Source organism: Bacillus infantis (genome assembly GCF_008180445.1).
In the GTDB taxonomy this organism is placed as follows: Bacteria; Bacillota; Bacilli; order Bacillales; family Cytobacillaceae; genus Bacillus_AB; species Bacillus_AB infantis_B.
In genome coordinates this window covers 15,418-41,011 of sequence record NZ_VTER01000018.1, presented here as the reverse complement: position 1 = coordinate 41,011, position 25,594 = coordinate 15,418, and the positions used below count along the sequence as shown (strand labels likewise).

Genomic DNA, 25,594 nt, shown 5'->3' with positions numbered 1-25,594 from the left:
GGCAATTTGTTTGAATTATAGTACTTCTGGAGCTAGTGATACGATTTTCATAAAGTTGCTGTCGCGCAATTCACGTGCAACTGGGCCAAAGATACGAGTTCCGCGTGGACCCTTATCGTCACGGATAATTACACATGCGTTTTCATCAAAACGGATGTAAGTACCGTCATCACGGCGGACACCGCGCTTAGTTCTAACGATAACTGCTTTAACGACGTCACCTTTTTTAACAACGCCACCTGGTGTTGCTTGTTTTACAGTACAAACGATAACATCACCGATATTAGCTGTTTTGCGGCCAGAGCCACCAAGGACTTTAATTGTCAGTACTTCACGAGCACCTGAGTTGTCAGCAACTTTCAAACGTGATTCTTGTTGAATCATGCGTGTAACCTCCCTTCGGGATGAAGCTTATTCCGAACCATTAGATTATAACTGCTTTTTCTACTACTTCTACAAGACGGAAGCGTTTAGTCGCAGAAAGTGGACGAGTTTCCATAATACGAACCACATCGCCAATTTTTGCTTCGTTTTGCTCGTCATGAGCTTTAAACTTTTTAGAGTACTTAACGCGCTTACCATAGAGCGTGTGCTTTTTGTATGTTTCTACAAGAACAGTGACTGTTTTGTCCATCTTGTCGGAAACAACGCGTCCAGTGTAAACCTTGCGTTGGTTGCGTTCACTCATTGTGCGAACCTCCTATCAATTATCGATTGTTAACGCCGATTTCTCTCTCACGAATTACAGTTTTCATGCGAGCAATCGCTTTGCGTACTTCACGAATGCGAGCTGTATTTTCAAGTTGTCCAGTCGCCAATTGAAAGCGCAGGTTGAATAGCTCTTCTTTTAAAGATTTTACTTTTTGTTCTATTTCAGCAGTGGTAAGGTCACGAATTTCATTAGCTTTCATTTGATTCACCACCAATTTCTTCTCGTTTTACAAACTTGCACTTTACAGGAAGTTTGTGTGATGCAAGACGTAATGCTTCACGAGCTACCTCTTCAGATACGCCGGCAATTTCAAACATGATTTTCCCTGGCTTAACTACTGCTACCCATCCTTCAGGAGCACCTTTACCAGAACCCATTCGGACTTCTAGAGGCTTTGCAGTGTAAGGCTTGTGAGGGAAGATGTTGATCCATACTTTACCGCCACGTTTCATGTAACGAGTCATCGCGATACGGGCAGATTCAATCTGACGGTTAGTGATCCAAGAAGCTTCAAGAGCTTGAAGGCCAAATTCACCGAAGTTCACTTCAGTACCGCCTTTTGATTGTCCACGCATTTTTCCGCGGTGTACACGGCGATACTTAACGCGTTTTGGCAATAACATATTATTTGCCTCCTTCCTCAGTTTTCTTCTTTGTAGGAAGCACCTCTCCACGATAGATCCATACTTTAACGCCTAATTTACCGTATGTTGTGTCTGCTTCTGCAGTAGCATAGTCGATATCAGCACGAAGTGTATGAAGTGGAACAGTACCTTCGCTGTAAGATTCAGAACGAGCGATATCAGCACCGCCAAGACGGCCAGATACCATTGTTTTGATACCTTTAGCGCCAGCGCGCATTGCACGTTGGATAACTTGCTTTTGAGCACGACGGAAAGATACACGGTTTTCCAATTGACGAGCAATGTTTTCCGCAACTAATTTCGCGTCGATGTCTGCTTTTTTGATTTCAAGAATGTTGATGTGAACACGTTTGCCAGTAAGTGAGTTAAGAGCTTTACGAAGAGCTTCAACTTCAGAACCGCCTTTACCGATAACCATACCAGGCTTAGCAGTGTGGATAGTGATGTTTAAACGGTTAGCTGCACGCTCGATCTCAACTTTAGAAAGTGATGCATCGCTTAAACGCTTCGTAATGTACTCACGCACTTTAAGGTCTTCGTGTAAAAGTTCAGCATAGTCTTTGCCTGCGAACCATTTTGACTCCCAATCACGGATGACACCGATTCGCAAACCGACTGGATTTACTTTTTGACCCACTGATTATCCCTCCTTCTTTTCTGATAAAACGATAGTAATATGACTAGTACGTTTGTTGATTGCACTTGCACGGCCCATAGCACGCGGACGGAAACGCTTCAAAGTTGGTCCCTCGTCAACGAATACTTGAGATACTACTAAATTGTTTACGTCCATTTCGTAGTTATGCTCAGCATTTGCCAATGCGGATTTCAATAATTTTTCAACGACAGGAGAAGCTGCTTTTGGCGTATGGTTTAAGATAGCCACCGCTTCACCTACTTGCTTACCTCGAATTAAATCTACGACTAAACGAGCTTTACGAGGAGCAATACGAACTGTTCTTGCAACAGCTTTAGCTTGCATCAGGATGCCCTCCTCTCATTAACGTCTTGTTTTCTTATCATCATTGCCATGGCCTTTGTAAGTACGAGATGGAGCGAATTCTCCAAGCTTGTGCCCTACCATGTCTTCTGTCACATATACAGGTACATGTTTACGACCATCATAAACTGCGATAGTGTGACCAATGAATTGCGGGAAGATCGTAGAACGGCGTGACCAAGTCTTTACCACTTGCTTGCCTTCGTTTTCATTTAGCTTTTCGATCTTTGTTATTAAATGCTCATCAACAAAAGGTCCTTTTTTTAAGCTGCGACCCATGATTGAACCTCCCTTCGTGATCGTTCTACGGTTCTCTTGTGGAACCGTAGCTCAATCCCGTTATTTTTTACGACGACGTACGATAAACTTGTCGGATTTGCTCTTCTTCTTACGTGTTTTAGCACCAAGAGTTGGTTTGCCCCATGGAGACATTGGTGATTTACGTCCGATAGGAGCGCGACCTTCACCACCACCGTGCGGGTGATCATTCGGGTTCATTACAGAACCACGGACAGTTGGGCGCTTGCCTAACCAGCGTGAACGACCGGCTTTACCGATGTTGATCAGTTCGTGCTGCTCGTTGCCCACTTGGCCTACTGTAGCGCGGCAAGTAGCAAGGATCATGCGAACTTCTCCAGAGTTTAAACGAACAAGAACATATTTGCCTTCTTTACCCAATACTTGAGCAGAAGTACCTGCTGAACGAACAAGCTGTCCGCCTTTGCCAGGTTTCAGTTCGATGTTGTGGATAACAGTACCCACTGGGATGTTTGCAAGTGGAAGTGCGTTACCCACTTTGATGTCAGCTTCAGGTCCAGACATTACTTCAGTGCCCACTGAAAGGTTCTTAGGAGCAAGGATGTAACGCTTTTCTCCATCCACGTAGTTGATTAGTGCGATGTTGGCTGAACGGTTTGGATCATATTCGATCGTAGCAACGCGTCCTGGAATGCCATCTTTATCACGTTTGAAATCGATGATACGATATTGACGTTTGTGTCCGCCGCCTTGGTGACGAACTGTTAACTTACCTTGGTTGTTACGGCCGCCTTTACGCTTTAAAGGAGCTAATAGTGACTTTTCCGGCTTGTCTGTAGTGATCTCAGCAAAGTCAGAAGTAGTCATGCCGCGACGACCGTTGGAGGTAGGTTTATACTTTTTAATCGCCATTTCGTTTCCCTCCTCTTCTAGTTATGGTTATTAGACTTCAAAGAATTCGATTTCTTTGCTGTCTGCAGTTAGTTTTACGATAGCTTTACGGCGTTTGTTCGTATAGCCGCCGAATTTACCCATGCGCTTGAACTTACCTTTGTAGTTCATGATGTTTACTTTCTCAACTTTTACGCCAAAGATTTCTTCGATAGAATCTTTAACTTGAGTTTTGTTAGCTCTAACATCAACATCAAAAGTATACTTCTTGTCAGCCATCAGGTCAGTAGAACGTTCAGTGATAACGGGGCGCTTAATGATATCGCGTGCATCCATTATGCAAGCACCTCCTCTACTTTTTCAACCGCTGCTTTAGTCATGATAAGCTTATCATGGCTTAGAACATCCAAAACATTGACGCCTGTTGCAGTTACAACAGTCACTCCAGGGATATTGCGCGCAGACAATGCTACGTTCTCATCAAGATCAGCTGTTACGATAAGAGCTTTCTTATCAACAGACAGTCCAGTAAGGACACCCTTGAAGTCTTTTGTTTTAGGAGTTTCTAAAGCAAGGTTTTCTAATACTAGAATGTTTTCTTCTGCCACTTTAGAAGATAGTGCAGATTTAATTGCTAAACGGCGTACCTTTTTAGGCAGCTTATAGCTGTAGCTGCGTGGAGTAGGACCGAATACTGTACCGCCTCCGCGCCATTGTGGTGAACGGATGGAACCTTGACGAGCGCGTCCAGTTCCTTTTTGGCGCCATGGCTTGCGTCCGCCGCCGGCTACTTCAGAACGAATTTTAGTTTTATGAGTTCCTTGACGTAAAGAAGCTCTTTGCATTACAACAGCTTCGAATAGTACGTGGTTGTTAGGCTCAATACCGAAGATGGTTTCATTTAGTTCGATTTCTCCAACTTGTGAACCAGCTTGGTTTAACAATGCTACTTTAGGCATTCTATTTCCTCCTTTCTGGCTGGATTAATTATGCTTTAACCGCAGTTTTGATTTTTAGAAGCGCTTTTTTCGCTCCAGGTACGTTTCCTTTGATCAGAAGCAGGTTGCGTTCTGCATCAATTTTAACGATTTCCAGGTTTTGAACAGTGATCTGGTCTCCGCCCATGCGTCCTGGCAATGCTTTACCTTTGAATACACGGTTAGGAGCTACAGGTCCCATTGAACCAGGGCGACGGTGGTAGCGTGAACCGTGTGACATAGGTCCGCGTGATTGTCCGTGGCGCTTGATAGAGCCTTGGAAACCTTTACCTTTAGAGATTCCTGTTACATCAACAGTATCGCCTTCTGCGAAAATATCTACTTTGACTTCTTGACCAACTTCATATGCTGCTAAGTCAACTCCGCGGAATTCGCGAACGAAGCGCTTAGGAGCAGTATCAGCTTTCGCGACATGTCCTTGTTCAGGTTTGTTGGAAAGCTTTTCGCGCTTATCTTCAAAGCCAAGCTGGATCGCTTCATATCCGTCTGTGTCGACAGATTTCACTTGAAGAACAACGTTTCCTGTAGCTTCTACAACAGTTACCGGGATAAGGTCGCCATTTTCAGCAAATACTTGAGTCATACCGATCTTTCTTCCTAAGATTCCTTTGGTCATTAGTCACACCTCCTGAGAATTTAATAATTTATTTCATTATAATTTGATTTCGATATCTACACCTGATGGCAGGTCTAAGCGCATCAGTGAATCAACTGTTTGTGGAGTTGGGTTGATGATGTCGATCAGACGCTTATGCGTACGCATTTCGAACTGCTCACGTGAATCTTTGTACTTATGGACCGCACGCAGGATTGTGTAAATTGACTTTTCAGTCGGCAATGGGATCGGGCCGGACACAGCCGCACCAGAACGCTTTGCAGTTTCAACAATCTTTTCAGCAGATTGATCAAGGATCCTGTGATCATACGCTTTTAAACGGATACGAATTTTTTGTTTTGCCATTATTTTCCCTCCTTTTCGCCTATATTGATATAGACATTCTCCGTGAAAATTTCCCACACACTCGCCATGGCAAAGCGGCCGGGTGTGTCAGCAACCTTTCACTTCATCGCAGTCAAAGACCAACATTGTCTATTATACAGAAACCATTTAAGAATTGCAACATGAAATGTTATATTCTTTTATGTTTCGCACACTTTTACTATTATAGCGGGTATATCGCTGGTTTTCAAGGGGATTGGAAGAAGTCTAACAATTCACTGTGCCTGATGTATTCTTATATATTGAAACTAAAAAAGACTGCGTCGCTCACGCTGAATCAGTTACTCTTTTGCTTCTCTGCTGAAGCAGCACAACCTGTTTCTTCTATAGTATAGAGCAGTATTGCTTCGGCTGACATTAACAGCTTCACCATTCAGCATACCGATAAGTAAACAATCAGTCCCCTGGTATTGTTATGGAACAGAATTAATTCTTGAAACGCACAGCTTATTTTACTATCCGCCGAGCCTGCTTCCACTGACGTCAGGTTGCAACCGAATTTTATGTATGACAGACCTTAGGTTAGTTTGGAGATAAAAGCAAAAAAGAAGCAGATGGAATTGATCCATCTGCTTCCTTATATATCAATCAAAGATTACTCAGTGATTGTAGCAACAACGCCAGCGCCTACAGTACGTCCACCCTCACGGATAGAGAACTTAGTACCTTCTTCGATAGCGATTGGAGCGATAAGCTCAACAGTCATTTCGATGTTGTCGCCAGGCATAACCATTTCTACACCTTCAGGAAGGTTGCAGATACCAGTTACATCAGTTGTACGGAAGTAGAACTGAGGGCGGTAGTTAGTGAAGAATGGAGTGTGACGTCCACCTTCTTCTTTAGATAGAACGTAAACTTCAGCTTTGAACTTTACGTGTGGAGTGATTGAGCCTGGCTTAGCCAAAACTTGACCACGTTGGATGTCTTCACGTGCTACACCACGAAGAAGGGCACCGATGTTGTCACCAGCTTCTGCGAAGTCAAGAAGTTTACGGAACATTTCAACACCTGTTACAGTTGTTGATTTTGGCTCTTCAGTAAGACCGATGATTTCGATTACGTCACCGACTTTAACCTGTCCACGCTCAACACGTCCTGTAGCAACAGTACCACGGCCAGTGATTGAGAATACATCCTCAACAGGCATCATGAATGGCTTGTCAGTGTCACGTGTTGGAGTTGGGATGTACTCGTCAACTGCAGCCATAAGCTCGTTGATTTTCTCTTCCCAAGCAGCGTCGCCTTCAAGAGCTTTAAGAGCAGAACCTTTGATTACAGGAATGTCATCGCCAGGGAACTCATACTCAGAAAGAAGGTCACGGATTTCCATTTCTACTAGTTCAAGAAGCTCTTCGTCGTCAACCATGTCACACTTGTTCATGAATACAACAAGGTATGGTACACCTACTTGACGGGAAAGAAGGATGTGCTCACGAGTTTGTGGCATTGGGCCGTCAGAAGCAGATACTACAAGGATACCGCCGTCCATTTGAGCAGCACCAGTGATCATGTTTTTAACATAGTCAGCGTGTCCTGGGCAGTCAACGTGTGCATAGTGACGGCTAGCAGTTTCATACTCAACGTGTGCAGTAGAGATTGTGATTCCACGCTCTCTTTCTTCTGGAGCACCGTCGATTTGATCGTAAGCGCGTGCTTCAGCTCCACCAGTCTTAGAAAGAACTGTAGTGATAGCAGCAGTTAGAGTTGTTTTTCCGTGGTCAACGTGACCAATTGTACCAATATTAACGTGGGGTTTTGAACGGTCGAATTTAGCTTTACCCATTAGGAAAATCCTCCTTTAATTTTAAAAAGTTAAGTATTTTAGAGCTGCTGACAGGCAAGCCGATCAGCAGCTTGGTTCTACAATAGTAGTTATACTTGATTATAAAGGTAAAATCAATTATTCACCTTTATTTTTTTTGATGATTTCTTCAGAAATCGACTTTGGTACTTCTTCATAGTGGTCAAAGTGCATGGAGAATACTCCACGGCCTTGTGTGCTTGAACGCAGGGAAGTTGCATATCCGAACATCTCAGACAGTGGAACCATTGCACGGACAACTTGAGCGTTGCCGCGGGCATCCATACCTTCTACACGTCCACGACGGGAAGTGACGTTACCCATGATATCTCCCAGATATTCTTCTGGAATGATAACTTCTATCCTCATGACTGGCTCAAGGATAACAGGGTTACATTTAGAAGCAGCGTTTTTCAGTGCCATTGAAGCGGCAATTTTGAACGCCATTTCTGATGAATCGACATCATGGTAAGATCCGTCGAACAGTCTTGCTTTAATATCAACTAGCGGATATCCGGCAAGAACACCTCTGTCAAGTGAATCTTCCAGTCCAGCTTGAACGGCCGGGATGTATTCACGAGGAACAACACCGCCGACGATGCCGTTTTCAAATTCAAAGCCTTTACCTTCTTCGTTTGGAGAGAATTCGATCCAAACGTGTCCGAATTGTCCGCGTCCACCAGATTGGCGTGCGAATTTACCTTCAACCTTAGCTGAAGCGCGGAAAGTTTCACGGTATGCAACCTGAGGTGCACCAACGTTTGCTTCCACTTTAAATTCACGTTTCATACGGTCAACAAGGATATCAAGGTGAAGTTCACCCATACCTGCGATGATAACCTGTCCAGTTTCCTGGTCAGTGTGCGCACGGAATGTAGGATCTTCTTCCTGAAGCTTTTGAAGAGCAGTTGTCATTTTGTCCTGGTCAGCCTTTGACTTAGGCTCGATGGACAATTGGATAACCGGCTCAGGGAATTCCATGGACTCAAGGATTACAAGGTTCTTCTCATCACAGAGAGTGTCACCAGTAGTAGTATCCTTAAGACCTACGGCAGCAGCAATGTCCCCTGCGTATACTTGAGAGATCTCTTCACGGGAGTTGGCGTGCATCTGCAGGATACGTCCTACACGCTCACGCTTGCCTTTAGTAGAGTTCTGTACATATGAACCTGAGCTCAATGTACCAGAGTATACACGGAAGAATGTAAGCTTACCGACATAAGGGTCAGTCATAACTTTAAATGCAAGAGCTGAGAATGGCTCATCGTCACTTGAAGGACGTGTAACTTCTTCTTCAGAATCCGGAAGAGTACCTTTGATCGCAGGTACATCCAGTGGAGACGGAAGGTAGTCGATTACTGCATCAAGCATTTTCTGAACACCTTTGTTTTTGAACGCTGATCCACAGATTACAGGATAGAATTCAACGTTTACAGTACCTTTACGAATAGCTGCTTTCAGCTCATCGTTAGTGATTTCTTCACCGCCAAGGTATTTCTCCATTAATTCTTCATCAAGCTCTGCTACCGCTTCAATCAGCTTTTCACGGTATTCTTCAGCTTGCGCCTTGTATTCTTCAGGGATTTCACGGTCTTCGATGTCTGTTCCAAGGTCGTTGCCGTAGAAAGTCGCTTTCATCTCGATCAGATCGATGATTCCTTCGAACTGGTCTTCAGCACCGATCGGCAGCTGGATAGCTGCTGCATTGGCTTGCAGACGATCGTGGAGTGTACCGAGTGAGTAAAGGAAATCTGCACCCAGCTTATCCATTTTGTTTACGAATACCACACGTGGTACACCGTAAGTAGTAGCCTGGCGCCAAACTGTTTCAGTCTGAGGCTCAACCCCTGATTGTGCATCAAGGACTGCTACTGCACCATCAAGTACACGAAGTGAACGCTCAACTTCAACTGTGAAGTCTACGTGTCCTGGTGTATCGATGATGTTTACACGGTGGCCCTTCCACTGTGCAGTTGTTGCTGCAGAAGTGATTGTGATACCGCGTTCCTGCTCCTGTTCCATCCAGTCCATCTGTGAAGCACCTTCATGTGTTTCACCGATTTTGTGGATACGGCCAGTGTAGTAAAGTACGCGCTCAGTCGTAGTTGTTTTACCGGCATCGATGTGGGCCATGATGCCGATATTACGAGTATTATCCAAGGAGAACTCTCTTGCCATTGGGTCTTTCTCCTTCCTAGTAAATGTAATAGTTTGTTTGTGGGTTCAATCCTACCAGCGGTAGTGAGCGAATGCTTTGTTGGCTTCAGCCATTTTATGAGTATCTTCACGCTTCTTCACAGAAGAACCTGTGTTGTTGGCAGCGTCAAGGATTTCATTAGCTAAACGCTCTTCCATTGTTTTCTCACCGCGAAGACGAGAATAGTTAACCAACCAGCGAAGACCAAGAGTCGTACGGCGGTCTGGGCGCACCTCAACTGGTACTTGATAGTTCGCACCACCTACACGGCGCGCTCTTACTTCAAGAACCGGCATGATGTTCTTAAGTGCTTGATCGAACACTTCCATTGGCTCTTTTCCGCTGCGCTCGCTGATGATATCAAATGCTGAATAAAGAATAGCTTGAGATTTACCTCTCTTGCCATCAACCATCATTTTGTTGATAAGACGGCTAACTAGCTTTGAATTGTAAATCGGATCTGGTAATACGTCTCTTTTTGCTACAGGACCTTTACGTGGCATGTAATTTCCTCCTTTCGAAAAAACTGAATATTATTTGTGGTCTATCATTATTTTTTAGCTGCTTTAGGACGCTTAGTACCGTATTTAGAACGGCCTTGCATACGGTTGTTAACACCGGCAGTGTCAAGCGCGCCGCGCACGATGTGGTAACGTACCCCAGGTAAGTCCTTTACACGTCCGCCGCGGATTAATACTACGCTGTGCTCTTGCAGGTTGTGTCCGATACCAGGAATGTAGGCAGTAACCTCGATTCCGTTAGTCAAGCGTACACGAGCATATTTACGCAACGCTGAGTTTGGTTTCTTCGGAGTCATTGTACCAACACGAGTACATACACCGCGTTTCTGTGGAGATGATACGTTAGTTTGTGCTTTTTTGAAGCTGTTGTAACCTTTGTTAAGCGCAGGTGATTTTGACTTTTCCTCTTTTGTCTTACGAGGCTTGCGCACTAATTGGTTAATTGTAGGCATGATTTTTCCTCCCTTCGTCTTTTGTGTAAGCCCACACATCCAGGTGGTTCATTTTGTTGCAAAAACAAAGTCCTTGCAGATCTTCATCTACAAAAACAGTTTTTAAATAAATATTGCAACAGCTGCCGCACCTACGTCGATTCCGCAGGCCTTTCCCAATGATTTCATCGAGCCGGCCCGGGTGACCGGAACTTTATATTCAAGCGCTGCATTGATCACTTTTTCAACAGCCCTATGGTCTGCATCTTCAGCGATCAGCACTTCGCTGATTGTTCCTGATTTCAGAGCTTTTACTGTTTGCTTTGTTCCTACTATAATATTTCTTGCCTGCAATACTTTATCATAAGACATGATATATCCTCCAAAGTATCCGGTAAATAGGAGCACCTTTGCTATAGTACCATCGCACAGGAATATTGTCAACAACACGGCTGATATTTTTTTAGAATCATGCATATTTCCAATCAGTCTATCTATGAACCTGCACCGATTCTCCTGCTATGGCTTTATTATAAAATGCGGTGCCCCCTTTTCGGCAGGCACCGCATTTCTTTTATTCCACTGTAACTGTTTCTTCGGATGCTTCTTCCGCAGTGAATGGTTCAGCCCTGCGGTAGCGCTGCATTCCAGTTCCGGCAGGGACCAGTTTACCGATGATGACATTCTCTTTAAGACCGAGCAATTCATCGCGCTTGCCTTTGATGGCAGCATCTGTAAGCACCCTTGTTGTTTCCTGGAAGGAAGCGGCTGACAGGAAGGAATCCGTCTCAAGTGAAGCTTTGGTGATACCGAGCAGCACCGGACGGCCGGTCGCAGGCATTTTGCCGTTTAACAGAGCCTTTTCATTGGCATCTGTGAACTGGTGGATATCAAGAAGCGAGCCAGGCAGCACTTCTGTTTCTCCTGCATCGATGACACGCACCTTGCGAAGCATCTGGCGGACCATTACCTCGATATGCTTATCGCCGATTTCAACACCCTGCATACGGTATACCTTCTGCACTTCGCGAAGCAGATACTCCTGTACAGCATTTACATCTCTTACTTTAATCAATTCTTTAGGGTCAATAGAACCTTCGGTCAATTCCTGTCCGCGGTCTACCCTGTCATCAACAGCCACTTTCAGGCGTGCGGTATATGGAGCAGTATATGTGCGGGATTCAACCTCGCCCTGCACCACAATTTCATGCTGGCGGTCACGGCCTTCATTGATGCCGACGACAACACCTTCAAGCTCTGAAATGACAGCCTGCCCTTTAGGGTTACGCGCTTCGAAAATTTCCTGGATACGCGGAAGACCTTGTGTAATATCGTCTCCTGCTACGCCTCCTGTATGGAAAGTACGCATAGTAAGCTGTGTTCCAGGCTCACCGATGGATTGTGCTGCGATGATTCCGACAGCTTCGCCCACTTCAACCTCCTGGCCTGTTGCCAGGTTGCGCCCGTAGCATTTCTTACATACGCCATGACGCGTGTTGCAGGTAAAGGCGGAACGGATCCATACAGTCTCAATGCCTGCTTCCACGATTTCAACAGACAAATCTTCTGTGATAAGATCATTTTCTTTTACGATTACAGCGTTTGTTTCAGGATGCTTGATATCTCTGCGCGCATAGCGGCCAATGAGGCGCTCATCCAGCGCTTCGATCACTTCTGTGCCATCCTTGAGGGCGCTGATCTGCAAGCCTCTGTCTGTTCCGCAATCATCATCGCGGACGATGACATCCTGCGCAACGTCAACAAGACGGCGTGTCAGATAGCCGGAGTCAGCTGTCTTAAGCGCTGTATCCGCCAGACCTTTACGCGCTCCGTGTGTGGAAATGAAGTACTCGAGTACTGTCAATCCTTCACGGAAGCTGGACTTGATCGGAAGTTCGATGATCCGGCCGGCCGGGTTGGCCATGAGTCCGCGCATACCGGCTAACTGTGTAAAGTTAGATGCGTTACCACGGGCACCGGAGTCACTCATCATAAAGATCGGATTGGATTTATCCAGGGATTTCATCAGCTTGGCCTGGATTATATCCTTAGCGGCACTCCAGATGGAGATGACACGGTCATAGCGCTCATCCTCAGTGATGAGACCGCGCCTGAACTGTTTAAGGACATTATCAACCTTGCCTTGTGCTTCAGAAATGATTTCCTGCTTTTCCTTAAGAACGACGATATCCGCCACACCGACTGTGATGCCGGCTTTAGTGGAATGTCTGAAACCGAGATCCTTCATGCGGTCGAGCATTTTGGATGTTTCAGTGATCTTAAAGCGCTTGAACACTTCCGCGATGATGTTTCCAAGGATTTTCTTCTTGAAAGGATCAACAAGCGGCATATTTTTAATAGCTTCTTTTACATCAGTTCCCCGTTCTACAAAGTAGCGGGCAGGCGTCTCTTCTTCAAGATTCGTCTTTGTCGGCTCATTGATGTACGGGAATGAAGTCGGCAGGATTTCGTTGAAAACGAGCTTTCCGACAGTCGTGATCAGAAGCTTTTTCCTTTGTTCCTCTGTGAACGTTTCATTGTTCAGTGTGCCTGCATTAACTGCTACGCGGGTATGGAGGTGGACATAGCCGTTCTGATAAGCAAGCAGTGCTTCGCTTGTATCGTTGAAGACCATTCCTTCTCCTACTGCCCCTTCTCTTTCCATAGTCAGGTAATAGTTACCAAGTACCATATCCTGGGAAGGTGTAACAACAGGTTTTCCATCCTTAGGGTTCAGGATGTTCTGAGCCGCAAGCATTAGAAGGCGTGCTTCTGCCTGTGCTTCAGATGACAGCGGTACGTGGACCGCCATTTGGTCACCGTCAAAGTCGGCATTGTATGCTGTACATACAAGCGGATGGAGACGGATTGCGCGCCCTTCAACCAATGTTGGTTCAAAGGCCTGGATTCCGAGCCTGTGAAGAGTAGGTGCACGGTTCAGCAGAACCGGGTGCTCTTTGATTACCTCTTCAAGCACATCCCATACTTCAGGCTGGACTCTTTCAATTTTGCGTTTTGCTGATTTGATATTGTGAGCCAGTCCTTTTTCCACCAATTCCTTCATGACGAAAGGCTTGAACAGCTCAAGCGCCATCTCCTTCGGCAGACCGCACTGGTACATTTTCAGGTTAGGGCCTACTACGATAACAGAACGTCCGGAGTAGTCAACACGCTTTCCAAGCAGGTTCTGACGGAAACGCCCCTGCTTCCCTTTCAGCATGTGTGAAAGAGACTTAAGCGGCCTGTTCCCGGGACCTGTTACAGGACGTCCGCGGCGGCCGTTGTCAATCAAGGCGTCAACAGCTTCCTGGAGCATACGCTTTTCGTTCTGGACGATGATGCTTGGAGCACCGAGATCCAGCAAGCGCTTCAGGCGGTTGTTCCGGTTGATGACACGGCGGTAAAGATCGTTCAGGTCAGAAGTAGCGAATCTTCCGCCGTCAAGCTGAACCATCGGACGAAGCTCAGGCGGAATGACAGGAAGTACATCCAGGATCATCCATGATGGTTCATTTCCAGATCCGCGGAAGGCTTCAAGTACCTCAAGGCGCTTGATGGCGCGAGTACGGCGCTGGCCCTGTGCAGTTGTCAGTTCTTCTTTAAGCGCGTCTACTTCTTTGTTCAGGTCGATATCGGAAAGCAGCTTCTTGATGGATTCTGCACCCATGGATGCCTGGAACTTATTGCCGTACTTTTCACGGTAAGCGCGGTATTCCTTCTCAGACAATAGCTGTTTTTTCTCTAATGCTGTATCGCCGGAATCAGTTACTACATATGAAGCAAAGTAGATGACTTCTTCAAGCGCACGCGGTGACATATCCAGAACAAGGCCCATGCGGCTCGGGATGCCCTTGAAATACCAGATATGCGATACAGGAGCAGCAAGCTCGATATGGCCCATTCTTTCGCGGCGAACCTTCGCACGGGTGACTTCCACTCCGCATCGGTCGCAGACTACGCCTTTATAGCGCACCCTTTTGTATTTTCCGCAATGGCATTCCCAGTCTTTCTGAGGTCCGAAAATACGCTCGCAGAATAAGCCGTCTTTTTCAGGCTTTAATGTACGATAGTTGATTGTTTCAGGTTTTTTGACTTCACCAAAAGACCAGGAACGGATCTTATCAGGTGAAGCAAGACCGATCTTCATATACTCAAAATTGTTTACATCCAGCAAGGGGCCTACCTCCCTTTCAATCTCGGGTTATACCCTTATTGCTAATCCGGCAATAATATGCCGCCCTCCGCCTTAGGCGGAGCGGCAGTCAAATTTATATAGTTATTCTATTTATTCTTTGCTAGCTACTTTTTCAGTGTTTGCTTCCTCTGTATCCGGCGCAATGGTCAGCGATTCAGCCTGCTGCACATCATCGTCGTCTTCAAGGTCGCGCATTTCAATTTCCTTTTCATCGCCTGACAGGATCTTAACATCCATACCCAAGCTCTGAAGCTCTTTCATCAATACGCGGAAGGATTCCGGCACTCCCGGCTCAGGTACATTCTCGCCTTTGACAATCGCTTCGTACGTTTTCACACGTCCGACTACGTCATCTGATTTAACTGTCAGGATTTCCTGCAATGTATAGGCTGCACCGTAAGCTTCAAGCGCCCAGACCTCCATCTCCCCGAAACGCTGTCCGCCGAACTGGGCTTTACCGCCAAGAGGCTGCTGCGTAACAAGTGAGTAAGGGCCGGTTGAACGGGCATGGAGCTTGTCATCAACCATGTGGGCCAGTTTGATCATGTACATGACGCCGACAGATACACGGTTGTCGAACGGTTCTCCCGAACGGCCGTCGTACAGGACTGTCTTAGCATCACGGGCCATGCCGGCTTCTTCAATTGTTGACCAGACATCTTCCTCGCGCGCTCCATCGAATACCGGTGAAGCAACGTGAATGCCGAGCGCCCTCGCAGCCATGCCGAGGTGAAGCTCAAGCACCTGCCCGATGTTCATACGGGAAGGAACCCCCAATGGGTTCAACATGATGTCGACAGGTGTGCCATCTGGAAGGTAAGGCATATCTTCTTCCGGAAGGATCCGGGAGATAACCCCTTTATTTCCGTGGCGTCCTGCCATTTTATCTCCCTCGGAGATCTTACGCTTCTGAACGATATAAACACGTACAAGCTGGTTCACGCCTGGAGGCAGCTCATCTCCATCTTCACGGTTGAAGACTTTGACATCAAGCACGATTCCGCCTCCTCCGTGAGGAACACGAAGGGAAGTATCACGCACTTCACGGGCTTTCTCGCCAAAGATGGCATGCAGAAGGCGTTCTTCGGCTGTCAGCTCTGTTACACCCTTAGGAGTAACCTTACCGACAAGCAGGTCGCCATCCTTTACTTCAGCACCCGTACGGATGATTCCGCGCTCATCAAGATTGCGGAGGGCATCTTCACCGACATTCGGGATGTCGCGGGTGATTTCTTCAGGCCCAAGCTTTGTATCTCTTGATTCTGATTCATATTCTTCAATGTGGATGGAAGTATAAACGTCGTCTTTTACAAGGCGTTCGCTCATGATGATCGCATCCTCATAGTTATAGCCGTCCCATGTCATGAAGGCAACAAGCACATTGCGGCCAAGCGCAAGCTCGCCAAGCTCCATGGAAGGTCCGTCAGCAAGGATCTCGCCTTTTGTCACACGGTTCCCGACAGCAACAATCGGACGCTGGTTATAGCATGTTCCCTGGTTGGAACGGATGAATTTCAGCATCCTGTATTTATCAAGGTCGCCTTTGACTTCCTGGCCATTGACCTCGGAAATGCGGCGCACCCAGACTTCACGAGCTTCAACATGCTCGACGATTCCTTCGTGCTTGCAGATGACAGCTGCACCGGAGTCTTTCCCGGACACATACTCCATTCCTGTACCTACACGAGGTGCTTCAGGCTGCAGCAATGGCACAGCCTGACGCTGCATGTTCGCTCCCATGAGGGCACGGTTGGAGTCATCGTTCTCAAGGAAAGGAATACAAGCTGTTGCAGCTGATACTACCTGTTTAGGAGAAACATCCATATAGTCGACGCGGTCTTTCGGCACAACTGTATTTTCCCCGCGGAAACGCGCAACGACTTCATCGTCAAGGAAAGTACCATCATCGCCAAGACGCGCATTCGCCTGTGCAACAACATAGTTATCTTCTTCATCAGCTGTCAGGTAATCGATTTGGTCTGTCACTCTGCCAGTCTCAGGGTTGATGCGGCGGTAAGGCGTTTCGATGAATCCGAAGCGGTTTACCTTTGCAAAGGATGACAGTGAGTTGATCAGACCGATATTCGGTCCCTCCGGCGTTTCAATCGGACACATACGGCCATAGTGTGAATAGTGAACGTCACGGACTTCAAAGCCGGCGCGCTCACGAGTCAGACCGCCAGGCCCCAATGCAGATAGACGGCGCTTATGCGTCAGCTCGGCAAGCGGGTTTGTCTGGTCCATGAACTGTGAAAGCTGTGAGCTGCCAAAGAACTCTTTGATAGAAGCGATCACAGGCCTGATGTTGATCAGCTGCTGCGGTGTAATTGTATTTGTATCCTGGATGGACATCCTCTCGCGGACAACACGTTCCATCCTGGAAAGTCCGATTCGGAACTGGTTCTGGAGCAGTTCGCCTACTGAACGAAGACGTCTGTTCCCCAGGTGGTCGATATCATCGGTATCGCCGACTCCATGAAGAAGGTTGAAGAAATAGCCAATGGACGCAATGATATCAGAAGGTGCGATATTCTTGACCGCTTCCTCGACATAAGCATTGCCGATGATATTGATCTCTTTCTCTCCGTCTTCATTAGGGGCATACACCTTGATGGATTGAAGAAGGACCTCGTCCTCCACCACTCCGCCTGAAGGAGCTGCTGTCCTGAAGCCGATATTGTTCTCGAGATTAGGGATGATGCGGTCCAGGTTGCGGCGGTCCAGCATAGTCCCTTTCTCAGCGATGATTTCGCCTGTTTCAGGATCAACCAGAGTCTCAGCAAGGCGCTGATTGAACAGTCTATTTTTAATATGAAGCTTCTTGTTGATCTTGTAGCGTCCAACATTCGCTAAATCATAGCGTTTTGGATCAAAGAATCTTGAAACGAGCAGGCTTTTTGCATTTTCTACAGTCGGCGGCTCGCCCGGACGAAGACGCTCATAGATTTCCAGAAGGGCTTTATCTGTACTTTCTGTGTTGTCTTTTTCCAGCGTATTGCGGATATATTCATTGTCTCCGATCAAATCAATGATTTCTTGATCAGAGCCGAACCCAAGTGCACGCAAAAGAACCGTAACGGGCAGTTTCCGAGTACGATCTATTCTAACGTATACGACATCCTTGGCATCTGTTTCATATTCAAGCCAGGCGCCGCGGTTCGGGATAACAGTAGCAGAGAAGCCTCTTTTCCCGTTTTTATCCAGCTTTCCGCTATAGTATACACTCGGTGAACGTACTAACTGAGAAACGATGACGCGTTCTGCTCCATTGATCACAAACGTACCTGTTTCTGTCATAAGCGGGAAGTCACCCATAAAGACATCCTGGTCTTTAACTTCGCCTGTTTCTTTGTTTACAAGACGCACTTTAACACGCAAAGGTGCCGAATATGTAACATCTCGTTCTTTCGATTCCTCAACGGAATACTTTGGATCGCCAAGGCTGTAATCAATAAATTCAAGCGATAAGTTACCAGTAAAGTCTTCAATTGGCGAAATGTCCTGGAACATTTCACGAAGACCCTCATCAAGAAACCATTGATAAGAAGAGGTTTGGATTTCAATTAGATTAGGCAAATCCAAAACTTCACTGATTCGTGCGTAACTTCTACGTTGGCGGTGTCGTCCATACTGAACTAGTTGACCTGTCAACTGATTCACCCCTCAAATCAAGCGTTATTTATCGAAAAGCGCAAGCACCCTGTCCAAAAGAGAAACCGGCATTGATACAAACCGGCATTGCCAATCCCCCTCGGGCGCAGACAGCTTTTACTTTTCATAAGACAAAAAGAAAAAGGGTTTTCAACTCAAAAACCACATTTTCACATTTCGACTATTATTTTATTAGCTTTCCCATTATAGCCAAATTTATACAGAACGACTGCAAAATAGCAAATAAATCGGAAAGTATTATGTTGGCATTTTACAATACTATCATAGAGAAAAAGTCAAGTCAACTTTTTTTCGCTTTTAAAATAAAGTAGCCTTTTTTCTTCTCTACGGTTTCCACATCTGAAAAAAGCGAGCCCAGTTTCTCGATCGCCGAAGGGGCACCCTGCTTTTTCTGGATGACAACCCAGAGCTCTCCGCCCGGCAGCAAGTGCTCAAAGCTTTGTTCAAAAATGTCATGGACAACCTGTTTTCCGGCACGTATGGGCGGATTTGTCAGGATGGCCGCAAACTTGCCCCCGCCAACACCGGTTAAGCGGTCACTTTCATAGATGGCAGCATTGCTGACTGAATTCCCGGCTGCATTTTCCTTTGCCAATTCGATCGCCCGGAGATTCACATCAACCATGTGGACCGTCCTTTCCGGAAAGCTTTTGGCGATGGACAAGCCGATCGGACCGTAGCCGCAGCCAACATCCAGAATATTTCCTTCCAGCTCCGGCAGTTCGAACGCTTCAACAAGAAGCCTTGAACCGAAGTCCACTTCTTTTTTTGAAAATACACCATTATCGGTTTTAAACCGGAAGGAATGCCCTCTTAGAGAAAAATCCCAATAAGCAGGGTCACTTTCCGTTTTTGATGTGCGGGAATAATAATGTTCGGTCATAGAATCACCTCCAACCTGAGGAAACACTTTGAGGATCATGCATCCTGTTCGGACGAATTATAAATCATACAAAAGAAAAAAGCAAAAAGCCCGCTAGGCAGCGGGCTTTTCAAAGTTGGCATTACTTAACTTCAACGCCAGCTCCAACTTCTTCAAGCTTAGCTTTGATTTCTTCAGCTTCTTCTTTAGAAGCGCCTTCTTTAACAGGCTTAGGAGTGTTGTCAACAAGTTCTTTCGCTTCTTTAAGACCAAGACCTGTGATTTCACGAACAACTTTGATAACTTTGATTTTTTGGTCGCCTGCAGATGCAAGAACAACGTCAAATTCAGTTTTCTCAGCTGCAGCATCTCCGCCAGCAGCGCCACCCATTACAGCTACAGGAGCTGCAGCAGTTACGCCAAACTCTTCTTCGATTGCTTTTACTAGGTCGTTAAGTTCTAGAACAGTCATGCTTTTGACTGCTTCAATGATTTGTTCTTTAGTCATGATAATATTTCCTCCTTATGATTGTTTGTTTTTTTATGAAAAGACTAGCTTACGCGCCTTGTTCTTCTTTTTGGTCTGCAACAGCTTTTGCAGCAAGAGCAAGATTGCGGATAGGTGCTTGAAGTACGCTGAGTAGCATAGACAGCAAGCCTTCGCGTGATGGAAGTTCAGCAAGAGCTTTAACTTCATCGACAGAAGCGATGTTGCCTTCGATTACACCAGCCTTGATTTCAAGAGCCTCATGTTTTTTAGCGAAATCGTTTAGGATTTTCGCAGGTGCAACTACATCTTCATTACTGAATGCAATTGCATTTGGACCTGTCAGTGCTTCGTTCAAGCCAGAAAGCTCAGTAGCATCTGCAGCACGGCGAGCCATGCTGTTTTTGTAAACCTTGAACTCGATGCCCGCTTCGCGAAGCTGCTTACGAAGTTCAGTTACTTCTGCAACAGTCAGTCCGCGGTAGTCAACTACAATCGTTGATTTGCTTGCTTTGAATTTATCGGCAATCTCATCAACGATCAATTTCTTTTGTTCAATAGCGCTGCTCATCCTTACACCTCCTGTAGATTTTTTCATTCATACCGTCCAAAGAAAAACCTCCACATCTTGCAGACATGGAGGAAGTATACAATAGCCGTTCAAGAGAAAATCTATCGTATGACCTCGGCAGGATATTAAGCTTGCGCACCTGCTGTCTACGGTACAAATGTTATTTTATTTTCACAACAGTTTAGATTATATGAAATAAACCAGCTGCTGTCAATTGGTATTATTTTACTGCAGCTGTAGAAGGATCAACTTTGACGCCAGGGCCCATAGTTGTTGTTACAGTAACAGATTTTACGTAAGTTCCTTTTGCAGCAGCAGGCTTAACCTTCAGCATAGTATCGTAGATCGTGTTGAAGTTTTCAGCAAGCTTCCCATCTTCGAATGAAGTCTTTCCGATTGGAACGTGGATGATCCCAGCTTTGTCCAGACGGTACTCAACTTTACCAGCTTTGATTTCGTTTACTGCTTTTTCTACGTCAAAAGTAACTGTTCCAGTTTTAGGGTTTGGCATTAAGCCTTTAGGACCTAATGTACGTCCAAGCTTACCAACTTCACCCATCATGTCTGGAGTAGCAACGATTACATCAAATTCGAACCAGCCTTGGCTGATTTTGTTGATGTACTCGGAATCGCCTACGTAGTCAGCTCCGGCAGCTTCAGCTTCCTTCGCTTTTTCACCTTTAGCGAATACTAATACACGCTGAGTTTTACCAGTTCCGTTTGGAAGCACGACTGCTCCGCGGATTTGCTGGTCAGCTTTCTTAGGGTCAACCCCAAGACGGAAAGCCACTTCAACAGTTGCATCGAATTTCGCATAGTTTGTTTTCTTAGCAAGCTCAATCGCCTCAGCGACTGGGTAAGCTTTAGAACGATCTACAAGCTTAGCAGCTTCTAAATACTTCTTACCTTTTTTAGCCATTATTATTTCCTCCTTGAATTGTGGTTTTAGCGGAATAACCTCCCACGTCCCAAAAGCAGGGGCGCCCTCCCTCGAAAAGGCCGGGCGCCCGGGCTTTACAGAACAAAGGTTGCGAGTGAATCCAATTCAGCCGCAACCCCGTTAGAACCTAATCTTCGAGCATGGATCAGTCTTCGATGACGATACCCATGCTGCGTGCAGTACCTTCTACCATGCGCATAGCGGATTCAACGCTAGCAGCATTTAAGTCAGGCATTTTAGTCTCAGCAATCTCGCGTACTTTATCACGCTTAACTGTTGCTACTTTATTACGGTTTGGTTCACCAGAACCAGACTCGATTCCAGCCGCTTTCTTAAGAAGAACGGCAGCAGGAGGAGTTTTCGTAATAAATGTAAATGAACGGTCTTCAAAAACCGAGATTTCAACAGGGATGATCAGTCCAGCCTGTTCAGCTGTACGAGCATTAAACTCTTTACAGAATCCCATGATGTTAACACCGGCTTGACCCAATGCAGGACCAACTGGCGGCGCTGGATTTGCTTTACCAGCAGGGATTTGCAACTTAACTACCTTGATAACTTTTTTAGCCACGAGACACACCTCCTTAAAGTCCGTGATGTGGTAATAGGGAATTTCCCTCCCACTCAACTTGTAGTCTTTATATTAAAAATAAAGAACATAATCAATTTGTCCAGCCTCGTTGTCCGAGACATACTGACCTATGAAATAGTAACATTTTTAAAAGCGGATTTCAAGTTTTTCAGGCTATAATTTTTCAATTTGTGTAAAATCGAGTTCAACTGGTGTTTCCCGGCCGAACATATTAACCAGAACTTTGATCTTCGCTTTGTCTTTATCGATCTCTTCGATCGAGCCTGTGAAGTTCGCAAAAGGACCTTCGTTCACCTTGACGGTTTCGCCGATTTCAAAGTCGATGTCCACGCGCTTTTCATCAACGCCCATGCGCTTAAGGATAACATTCACTTCCTCAGGGAGCAATGGCGTCGGCTTTGAGCCCGATCCTGCCGAACCGACGAATCCTGTGACGCCCGGCGTATTCCGGACTACATACCAGGAGTCGTCCGTCATGACGATCTCGACAAGCACATAACCTGGGAATACCTTTCGCTTCACCACTTTTTTCTTGCCGTTCTTAATATCTGTTTCTTCTTCTTCAGGCACAATCACGCGGAAGATCTTATCTTGCATCGCCATTGTTTCCACCCGTTTTTCCAGGTTGGCTTTTACTTTGTTTTCATAACCTGAATAAGTATGGACTACATACCAGTTTTTTTCCATTCAAGAGGACTGTTCGTCCTTCCCTCCCTGTCTAAATAAAATCAAACTTCCCTCTGTAGGTTTCCAATATACCTGTGAACACGGCCGGATCTCCTCCGGCTCCCTTAAAGAGTTCCGCTCTTCCCAGGCCAAAACAGGCGCGGATGCCTGTCTTTTTTTAAGCAAATGAAAAAACCCGTTTCCGGGCTTTGCAGAAGTTTCCTGTGTTATTCTCCATTATACCATGAGATTACAGGAGTTATTCAAGAATTAAACGAATCAATTCAGAAATACCTAAGTCAAGAACGGCGAAGAAAAGGGCGAAGAACGTTACTGTCACAAGGACTGTTATCGTATAGCTGGTGAGCTCCTTGCGCTTTGGCCAGCTGACCTTTCTCATTTCGCGTCCAATATCACGGAAAAAATTCACGGTTCGTAACCTCCAACTTTCAAGGGTTGCTTGCTGATCTATGAATGAGTGCTATTGCTATTTTGTTTCCCGGTGGACAGTATGAGCCTTGCATGTATCACAGAACTTTTTTAATTCCATACGCTCTGATTCTTTATTGCTCATGGTCGAATAGTTGCGGGACCCGCATTCTGCACAAGCCAGTACAACTTTTTTCCTCATATCGGCACCTTCTTATTGCTTGTCTGTTTCCTTACAAACTTTAACATGGCACCCCTATCATGTCAATAAGAGTCAGAATCATAGGAAATAAGGATCTATTTGTAATAATTGGCTTTACAATGAAAATTCGCGGACTTCAAGATATCTCTCGAGCTTCCTCTTGACCCGCTGCAGGGCGTTGTCGATCGACTTCACATGCCTGTTCAGCTCCTCGGAGATTTCCTGATAGGACTGCCCGTCAAGATAGAGGGCAAGGACTTTCCTTTCCAGATCGCTCAGGAGCTCGGACATTTTCACTTCAATGTTGTCGAATTCCTCCTGGTTGATGATCAGCTCTTCCGGGTCCATTACCTTGGCGCCGGAGATCACATCCATCAGCGTCCTGTCCGATTCTTCATCATAAATCGGCTTATCAAGCGAAACATAGGAATTGAGCGGTATATGCTTTTGCCGGGTGGCGGTTTTGATCGCTGTTATGATCTGCCGGGTGATGCACAGCTCGGCAAACGCCTTGAAGGAAGACAGCTTGTCCTCTTTGAAGTCCCTGATGGCCTTATAGAGGCCGATCATGCCTTCCTGGACGATGTCTTCTTTATCAGCGCCTATCAGGAAATAGGACCTTGCCTTGGCACGCACGAAATTCCGGTACTTTTGGATCAGATAATCCAAAGCCTCGCTCTCGCCCCTGTGAACCAATTCAATTATCTCTTCATCTTCGAGCTGAAGATAATTCTTTTCCTCTTCGTTGATCATCGTCTTGAAATCGGTACTCACACAGATCCCCCTGACCGCACAAACCACTGGATAGAAATATTATACAGCAGGAAAATTTTGAGCGTCAACCGCTCATTTCTGTCCCCTGCGCCATTTTTCAAAAATTTCTGCCACTTCATCAGTGAGCGGGATCTTTGAAACCGGCTTTTTTTCCTGGATTTTCTTCACCTTTTTTTCGATTCTTTTTTCCGTGCTCTCCATCTCGATCAGCAGCTCCCGCGCGGATATGCGCAGGGCGCCCTGTCCGAAAATGGCCCATTGCTCGGTATAATCGGACGTGGCGACATGGATTTGAGTTTTGATGTTGTTCAGGCTGATGGCGAGCTTTTCAATGCGTTCATCTGCTGACTCATTTTCTTTTGTAAAAACGACCTCGACTTTATAATTCTTGAACTTTTTCTCTGTCCCTTTGACATAATGGGCATCAAAGACGATGATGACCCGGTATCCTGAGTAACCCTGGAATTCCGCCATCTTTTCTACAAGCTTGTCCCTTGCTGCACCAAGATCCTTGTTCTTCAGCTCCCTGAGATCAGGCCAGGCGCCAATGATGTTATAGCCGTCCACTATAAGGATGTCCATCTTTTATCCCTCTAGCGGATGGCGTTTGCGGTATACCTCATACATTAAAAGTGCTGCTGCGACAGAAGCGTTCAGAGATGTTACATGCCCGGCCATCGGCAAATGGATCAGAAAATCGCACTTGTCGCGGATCAGGCGGCCCATCCCCTTTCCTTCACTGCCGATCACAAGGCCCAGCGGCATAGTCCCGTCAAAACGGCGGTAATCCTCGCTTCCCTTTGCATCCGTTCCGGCGATCCAGACACCTTTTTCCTTCAGCTCATCAATCGTCCTGGCCAAATTGGTCACTCTTGCGACGGGGATATGCTCGATTGCACCGGTCGATGCTTTCGCCACGGTGGCGGTCAGCCCCACTGCCCTTCTTTTCGGAATGATGATGCCATGTGCACCGACAGCATCTGCCGTCCTCATGATGGAGCCCAGGTTATGGGGGTCTTCAATCTCATCCAGCAGCAGGAAAAACGGAGCTTCATTCTTTTTCTCCGCTGCCGCGAAGAGATCATCCACCTCTGCGTACTCATAGGCCGCGACGGCTGCCACGACGCCCTGGTGAATTCCTTCTGCCATCTGGTCAAGCTTCTTCTTCGGCACAAACTGCACAAGCACCCCGTTTGTTTTGGCAAGGCCGATCACCTGCTGCATTTGCCCGCCCTGGGATCCTTCTGCTATAAAAATCTTGTTGATATCCCGCTCTGCCCTTAAGGCTTCCAGCACGGGGTTTTTCCCAATAATAAAATCCTGGCTCACTTTCCTTGCCCCCCTTTCCTTTCTTCGGCGTGAAGGAAGGCGGCAGAGATGATTTCCTCCAGCCGCTCCTCCGCTCCAGATAAATATAGATAGCCAATCAGCGCTTCAAATGCAGTGCTGTACCGGTATGTCTGCACATCAGTGTTTTTCGGGATGGTTCCGGACTTGGCGTTCCGCCCCCTCCTGACAACGGCAGCTTCCTCATCGTCCAGAAAATCCGCTTCAAGGAACTTATGGATCACATAGGACTGCGCCTTGGCGGATACATAAGCCGTCGCCTCTTTATGAAGGAAGTTCGGCCTCACGGTCCCCTTCTGGATCAAGTGATTCCGTACATACTGCTCAAATACAGCGTCGCCCATATAGGCAAGCGCAAGGCTGTTCAGCTGCTTTTCATTGACTTTATTTTCATAGCGGAGCAT

Annotated in this window: 31 protein-coding genes and 1 other annotated feature; all 31 genes read right to left on the bottom strand. The window is 46.3% G+C overall.

All coding sequences use genetic code 11. The features are described 5' to 3' along the window. Positions 1–15 precede the first annotated feature (15 nt). A complete protein-coding gene (gene rplN / locus FZD51_RS23965; RefSeq protein ID WP_009791319.1) occupies positions 16–384 on the bottom strand; it encodes a 50S ribosomal protein L14 in 369 nt (122 codons plus the stop codon). Between the two features lie 40 nt (positions 385–424). Further along, the gene (gene rpsQ, locus FZD51_RS23960) at positions 425–688 is read right to left on the bottom strand and encodes a 30S ribosomal protein S17 (RefSeq protein WP_009791320.1); all 264 of its coding nucleotides are present in this window, start codon (positions 686–688) and stop codon (positions 425–427) included. Positions 689–707: 19 nt separating this feature from the next. Then, a complete protein-coding gene (rpmC, locus tag FZD51_RS23955) occupies positions 708–911 on the bottom strand; it encodes a 50S ribosomal protein L29 (protein WP_003351417.1) in 204 nt (67 codons plus the stop codon). Further along, positions 901–1,335 (bottom strand): 50S ribosomal protein L16, encoded by a 435-nt coding sequence (rplP, locus tag FZD51_RS23950; RefSeq protein WP_009791321.1) that lies wholly within the window; start codon positions 1,333–1,335, stop codon positions 901–903. Before rplP ends, rpmC begins: the two co-directional genes overlap by 11 nt. A gap of 1 nt (position 1,336) precedes the next feature. Beyond that, positions 1,337–1,993 carry a 30S ribosomal protein S3 gene (gene rpsC / locus FZD51_RS23945; RefSeq protein ID WP_009791322.1) on the bottom strand — a complete coding sequence of 219 codons (657 nt, stop codon included), beginning with the start codon at positions 1,991–1,993 and terminating at the stop codon, positions 1,337–1,339. Between the two features lie 3 nt (positions 1,994–1,996). Continuing rightward, entirely contained in the window at positions 1,997–2,338 is a 342-nt protein-coding gene (gene rplV, locus FZD51_RS23940) for a 50S ribosomal protein L22 (RefSeq protein WP_009791323.1), read from the bottom strand. Positions 2,339–2,356: 18 nt separating this feature from the next. Continuing rightward, on the bottom strand, positions 2,357–2,635 hold the full coding sequence (rpsS, locus tag FZD51_RS23935) for a 30S ribosomal protein S19 (protein WP_148977005.1): 279 nt from the start codon (positions 2,633–2,635) through the stop codon (positions 2,357–2,359). A gap of 60 nt (positions 2,636–2,695) precedes the next feature. Next, positions 2,696–3,526 (bottom strand): 50S ribosomal protein L2, encoded by an 831-nt coding sequence (gene rplB, locus FZD51_RS23930; RefSeq protein ID WP_009791325.1) that lies wholly within the window; start codon positions 3,524–3,526, stop codon positions 2,696–2,698. A gap of 30 nt (positions 3,527–3,556) precedes the next feature. Continuing rightward, positions 3,557–3,844: a 50S ribosomal protein L23 gene (gene rplW, locus FZD51_RS23925; RefSeq protein WP_187445883.1), complete on the bottom strand. Its 288-nt coding sequence runs from the start codon at positions 3,842–3,844 to the stop codon at positions 3,557–3,559. Then, positions 3,841–4,464, bottom strand: coding sequence for a 50S ribosomal protein L4 (gene rplD / locus FZD51_RS23920; RefSeq protein ID WP_009791327.1), 624 nt, complete (start codon positions 4,462–4,464; stop codon positions 3,841–3,843). The genes rplW and rplD overlap by 4 nt, the downstream gene beginning before the upstream one ends. Positions 4,465–4,492: 28 nt before the next feature. Then, positions 4,493–5,119 carry a 50S ribosomal protein L3 gene (gene rplC / locus FZD51_RS23915; protein WP_009791328.1) on the bottom strand — a complete coding sequence of 209 codons (627 nt, stop codon included), beginning with the start codon at positions 5,117–5,119 and terminating at the stop codon, positions 4,493–4,495. Between the two features lie 36 nt (positions 5,120–5,155). Further along, the gene (rpsJ, locus tag FZD51_RS23910) at positions 5,156–5,464 is read right to left on the bottom strand and encodes a 30S ribosomal protein S10 (protein WP_009791329.1); all 309 of its coding nucleotides are present in this window, start codon (positions 5,462–5,464) and stop codon (positions 5,156–5,158) included. A 634-nt stretch (positions 5,465–6,098) separates the two neighbouring features. Next, on the bottom strand, positions 6,099–7,286 hold the full coding sequence (gene tuf / locus FZD51_RS23905; protein WP_148977003.1) for an elongation factor Tu: 1,188 nt from the start codon (positions 7,284–7,286) through the stop codon (positions 6,099–6,101). A gap of 117 nt (positions 7,287–7,403) precedes the next feature. After that, a complete protein-coding gene (gene fusA / locus FZD51_RS23900) occupies positions 7,404–9,482 on the bottom strand; it encodes an elongation factor G (protein WP_148977002.1) in 2,079 nt (692 codons plus the stop codon). A gap of 51 nt (positions 9,483–9,533) precedes the next feature. Beyond that, the gene (rpsG, locus tag FZD51_RS23895) at positions 9,534–10,004 is read right to left on the bottom strand and encodes a 30S ribosomal protein S7 (RefSeq protein ID WP_009791333.1); all 471 of its coding nucleotides are present in this window, start codon (positions 10,002–10,004) and stop codon (positions 9,534–9,536) included. 47 nt (positions 10,005–10,051) lie between these two features. Further along, on the bottom strand, positions 10,052–10,474 hold the full coding sequence (gene rpsL / locus FZD51_RS23890; protein WP_009791334.1) for a 30S ribosomal protein S12: 423 nt from the start codon (positions 10,472–10,474) through the stop codon (positions 10,052–10,054). Between the two features lie 102 nt (positions 10,475–10,576). After that, complete coding sequence (locus tag FZD51_RS23885) at positions 10,577–10,825, bottom strand: 50S ribosomal protein L7ae-like protein (protein ID WP_148977001.1); 249 nt, start codon at positions 10,823–10,825, stop codon at positions 10,577–10,579. A 202-nt stretch (positions 10,826–11,027) separates the two neighbouring features. Continuing rightward, positions 11,028–14,627, bottom strand: a complete 3,600-nt coding sequence (gene rpoC / locus FZD51_RS23880; RefSeq protein WP_148977000.1) for a DNA-directed RNA polymerase subunit beta' — start codon at positions 14,625–14,627, stop codon at positions 11,028–11,030. 111 nt (positions 14,628–14,738) lie between these two features. Then, positions 14,739–18,299, bottom strand: coding sequence for a DNA-directed RNA polymerase subunit beta (gene rpoB, locus FZD51_RS23875; RefSeq protein WP_035401163.1), 3,561 nt, complete (start codon positions 18,297–18,299; stop codon positions 14,739–14,741). Positions 18,300–18,600: 301 nt separating this feature from the next. Beyond that, complete coding sequence (locus FZD51_RS23870; protein ID WP_148976999.1) at positions 18,601–19,203, bottom strand: class I SAM-dependent methyltransferase; 603 nt, start codon at positions 19,201–19,203, stop codon at positions 18,601–18,603. A gap of 121 nt (positions 19,204–19,324) precedes the next feature. Continuing rightward, the gene (rplL, locus tag FZD51_RS23865; RefSeq protein ID WP_022543217.1) at positions 19,325–19,690 is read right to left on the bottom strand and encodes a 50S ribosomal protein L7/L12; all 366 of its coding nucleotides are present in this window, start codon (positions 19,688–19,690) and stop codon (positions 19,325–19,327) included. Between the two features lie 49 nt (positions 19,691–19,739). After that, on the bottom strand, positions 19,740–20,240 hold the full coding sequence (rplJ, locus tag FZD51_RS23860) for a 50S ribosomal protein L10 (RefSeq protein WP_148976998.1): 501 nt from the start codon (positions 20,238–20,240) through the stop codon (positions 19,740–19,742). Between the two features lie 32 nt (positions 20,241–20,272). Beyond that, positions 20,273–20,410, bottom strand: a sequence feature (ribosomal protein L10 leader region). Positions 20,411–20,460: 50 nt separating this feature from the next. Next, positions 20,461–21,159, bottom strand: a complete 699-nt coding sequence (gene rplA, locus FZD51_RS23855) for a 50S ribosomal protein L1 (RefSeq protein ID WP_148976997.1) — start codon at positions 21,157–21,159, stop codon at positions 20,461–20,463. 166 nt (positions 21,160–21,325) lie between these two features. Beyond that, positions 21,326–21,751: a 50S ribosomal protein L11 gene (gene rplK, locus FZD51_RS23850; protein ID WP_141195060.1), complete on the bottom strand. Its 426-nt coding sequence runs from the start codon at positions 21,749–21,751 to the stop codon at positions 21,326–21,328. Positions 21,752–21,925: 174 nt separating this feature from the next. Further along, complete coding sequence (gene nusG, locus FZD51_RS23845) at positions 21,926–22,459, bottom strand: transcription termination/antitermination protein NusG (protein WP_009791553.1); 534 nt, start codon at positions 22,457–22,459, stop codon at positions 21,926–21,928. A gap of 238 nt (positions 22,460–22,697) precedes the next feature. After that, entirely contained in the window at positions 22,698–22,868 is a 171-nt protein-coding gene (secE, locus tag FZD51_RS23840; RefSeq protein ID WP_009791552.1) for a preprotein translocase subunit SecE, read from the bottom strand. A gap of 57 nt (positions 22,869–22,925) precedes the next feature. Further along, on the bottom strand, positions 22,926–23,069 hold the full coding sequence (gene rpmG / locus FZD51_RS23835) for a 50S ribosomal protein L33 (protein ID WP_009791551.1): 144 nt from the start codon (positions 23,067–23,069) through the stop codon (positions 22,926–22,928). 114 nt (positions 23,070–23,183) lie between these two features. Continuing rightward, entirely contained in the window at positions 23,184–23,822 is a 639-nt protein-coding gene (gene sigH / locus FZD51_RS23830; RefSeq protein WP_009791550.1) for an RNA polymerase sporulation sigma factor SigH, read from the bottom strand. A gap of 93 nt (positions 23,823–23,915) precedes the next feature. Further along, a complete protein-coding gene (locus FZD51_RS23825; RefSeq protein ID WP_009791549.1) occupies positions 23,916–24,425 on the bottom strand; it encodes an NYN domain-containing protein in 510 nt (169 codons plus the stop codon). 3 nt (positions 24,426–24,428) lie between these two features. Then, positions 24,429–25,172, bottom strand: a complete 744-nt coding sequence (rlmB, locus tag FZD51_RS23820; protein ID WP_009791548.1) for a 23S rRNA (guanosine(2251)-2'-O)-methyltransferase RlmB — start codon at positions 25,170–25,172, stop codon at positions 24,429–24,431. Next, positions 25,169–25,594 carry a Mini-ribonuclease 3 gene (locus FZD51_RS23815; RefSeq protein ID WP_148976996.1) on the bottom strand — a complete coding sequence of 142 codons (426 nt, stop codon included), beginning with the start codon at positions 25,592–25,594 and terminating at the stop codon, positions 25,169–25,171. The genes rlmB and FZD51_RS23815 overlap by 4 nt, the downstream gene beginning before the upstream one ends.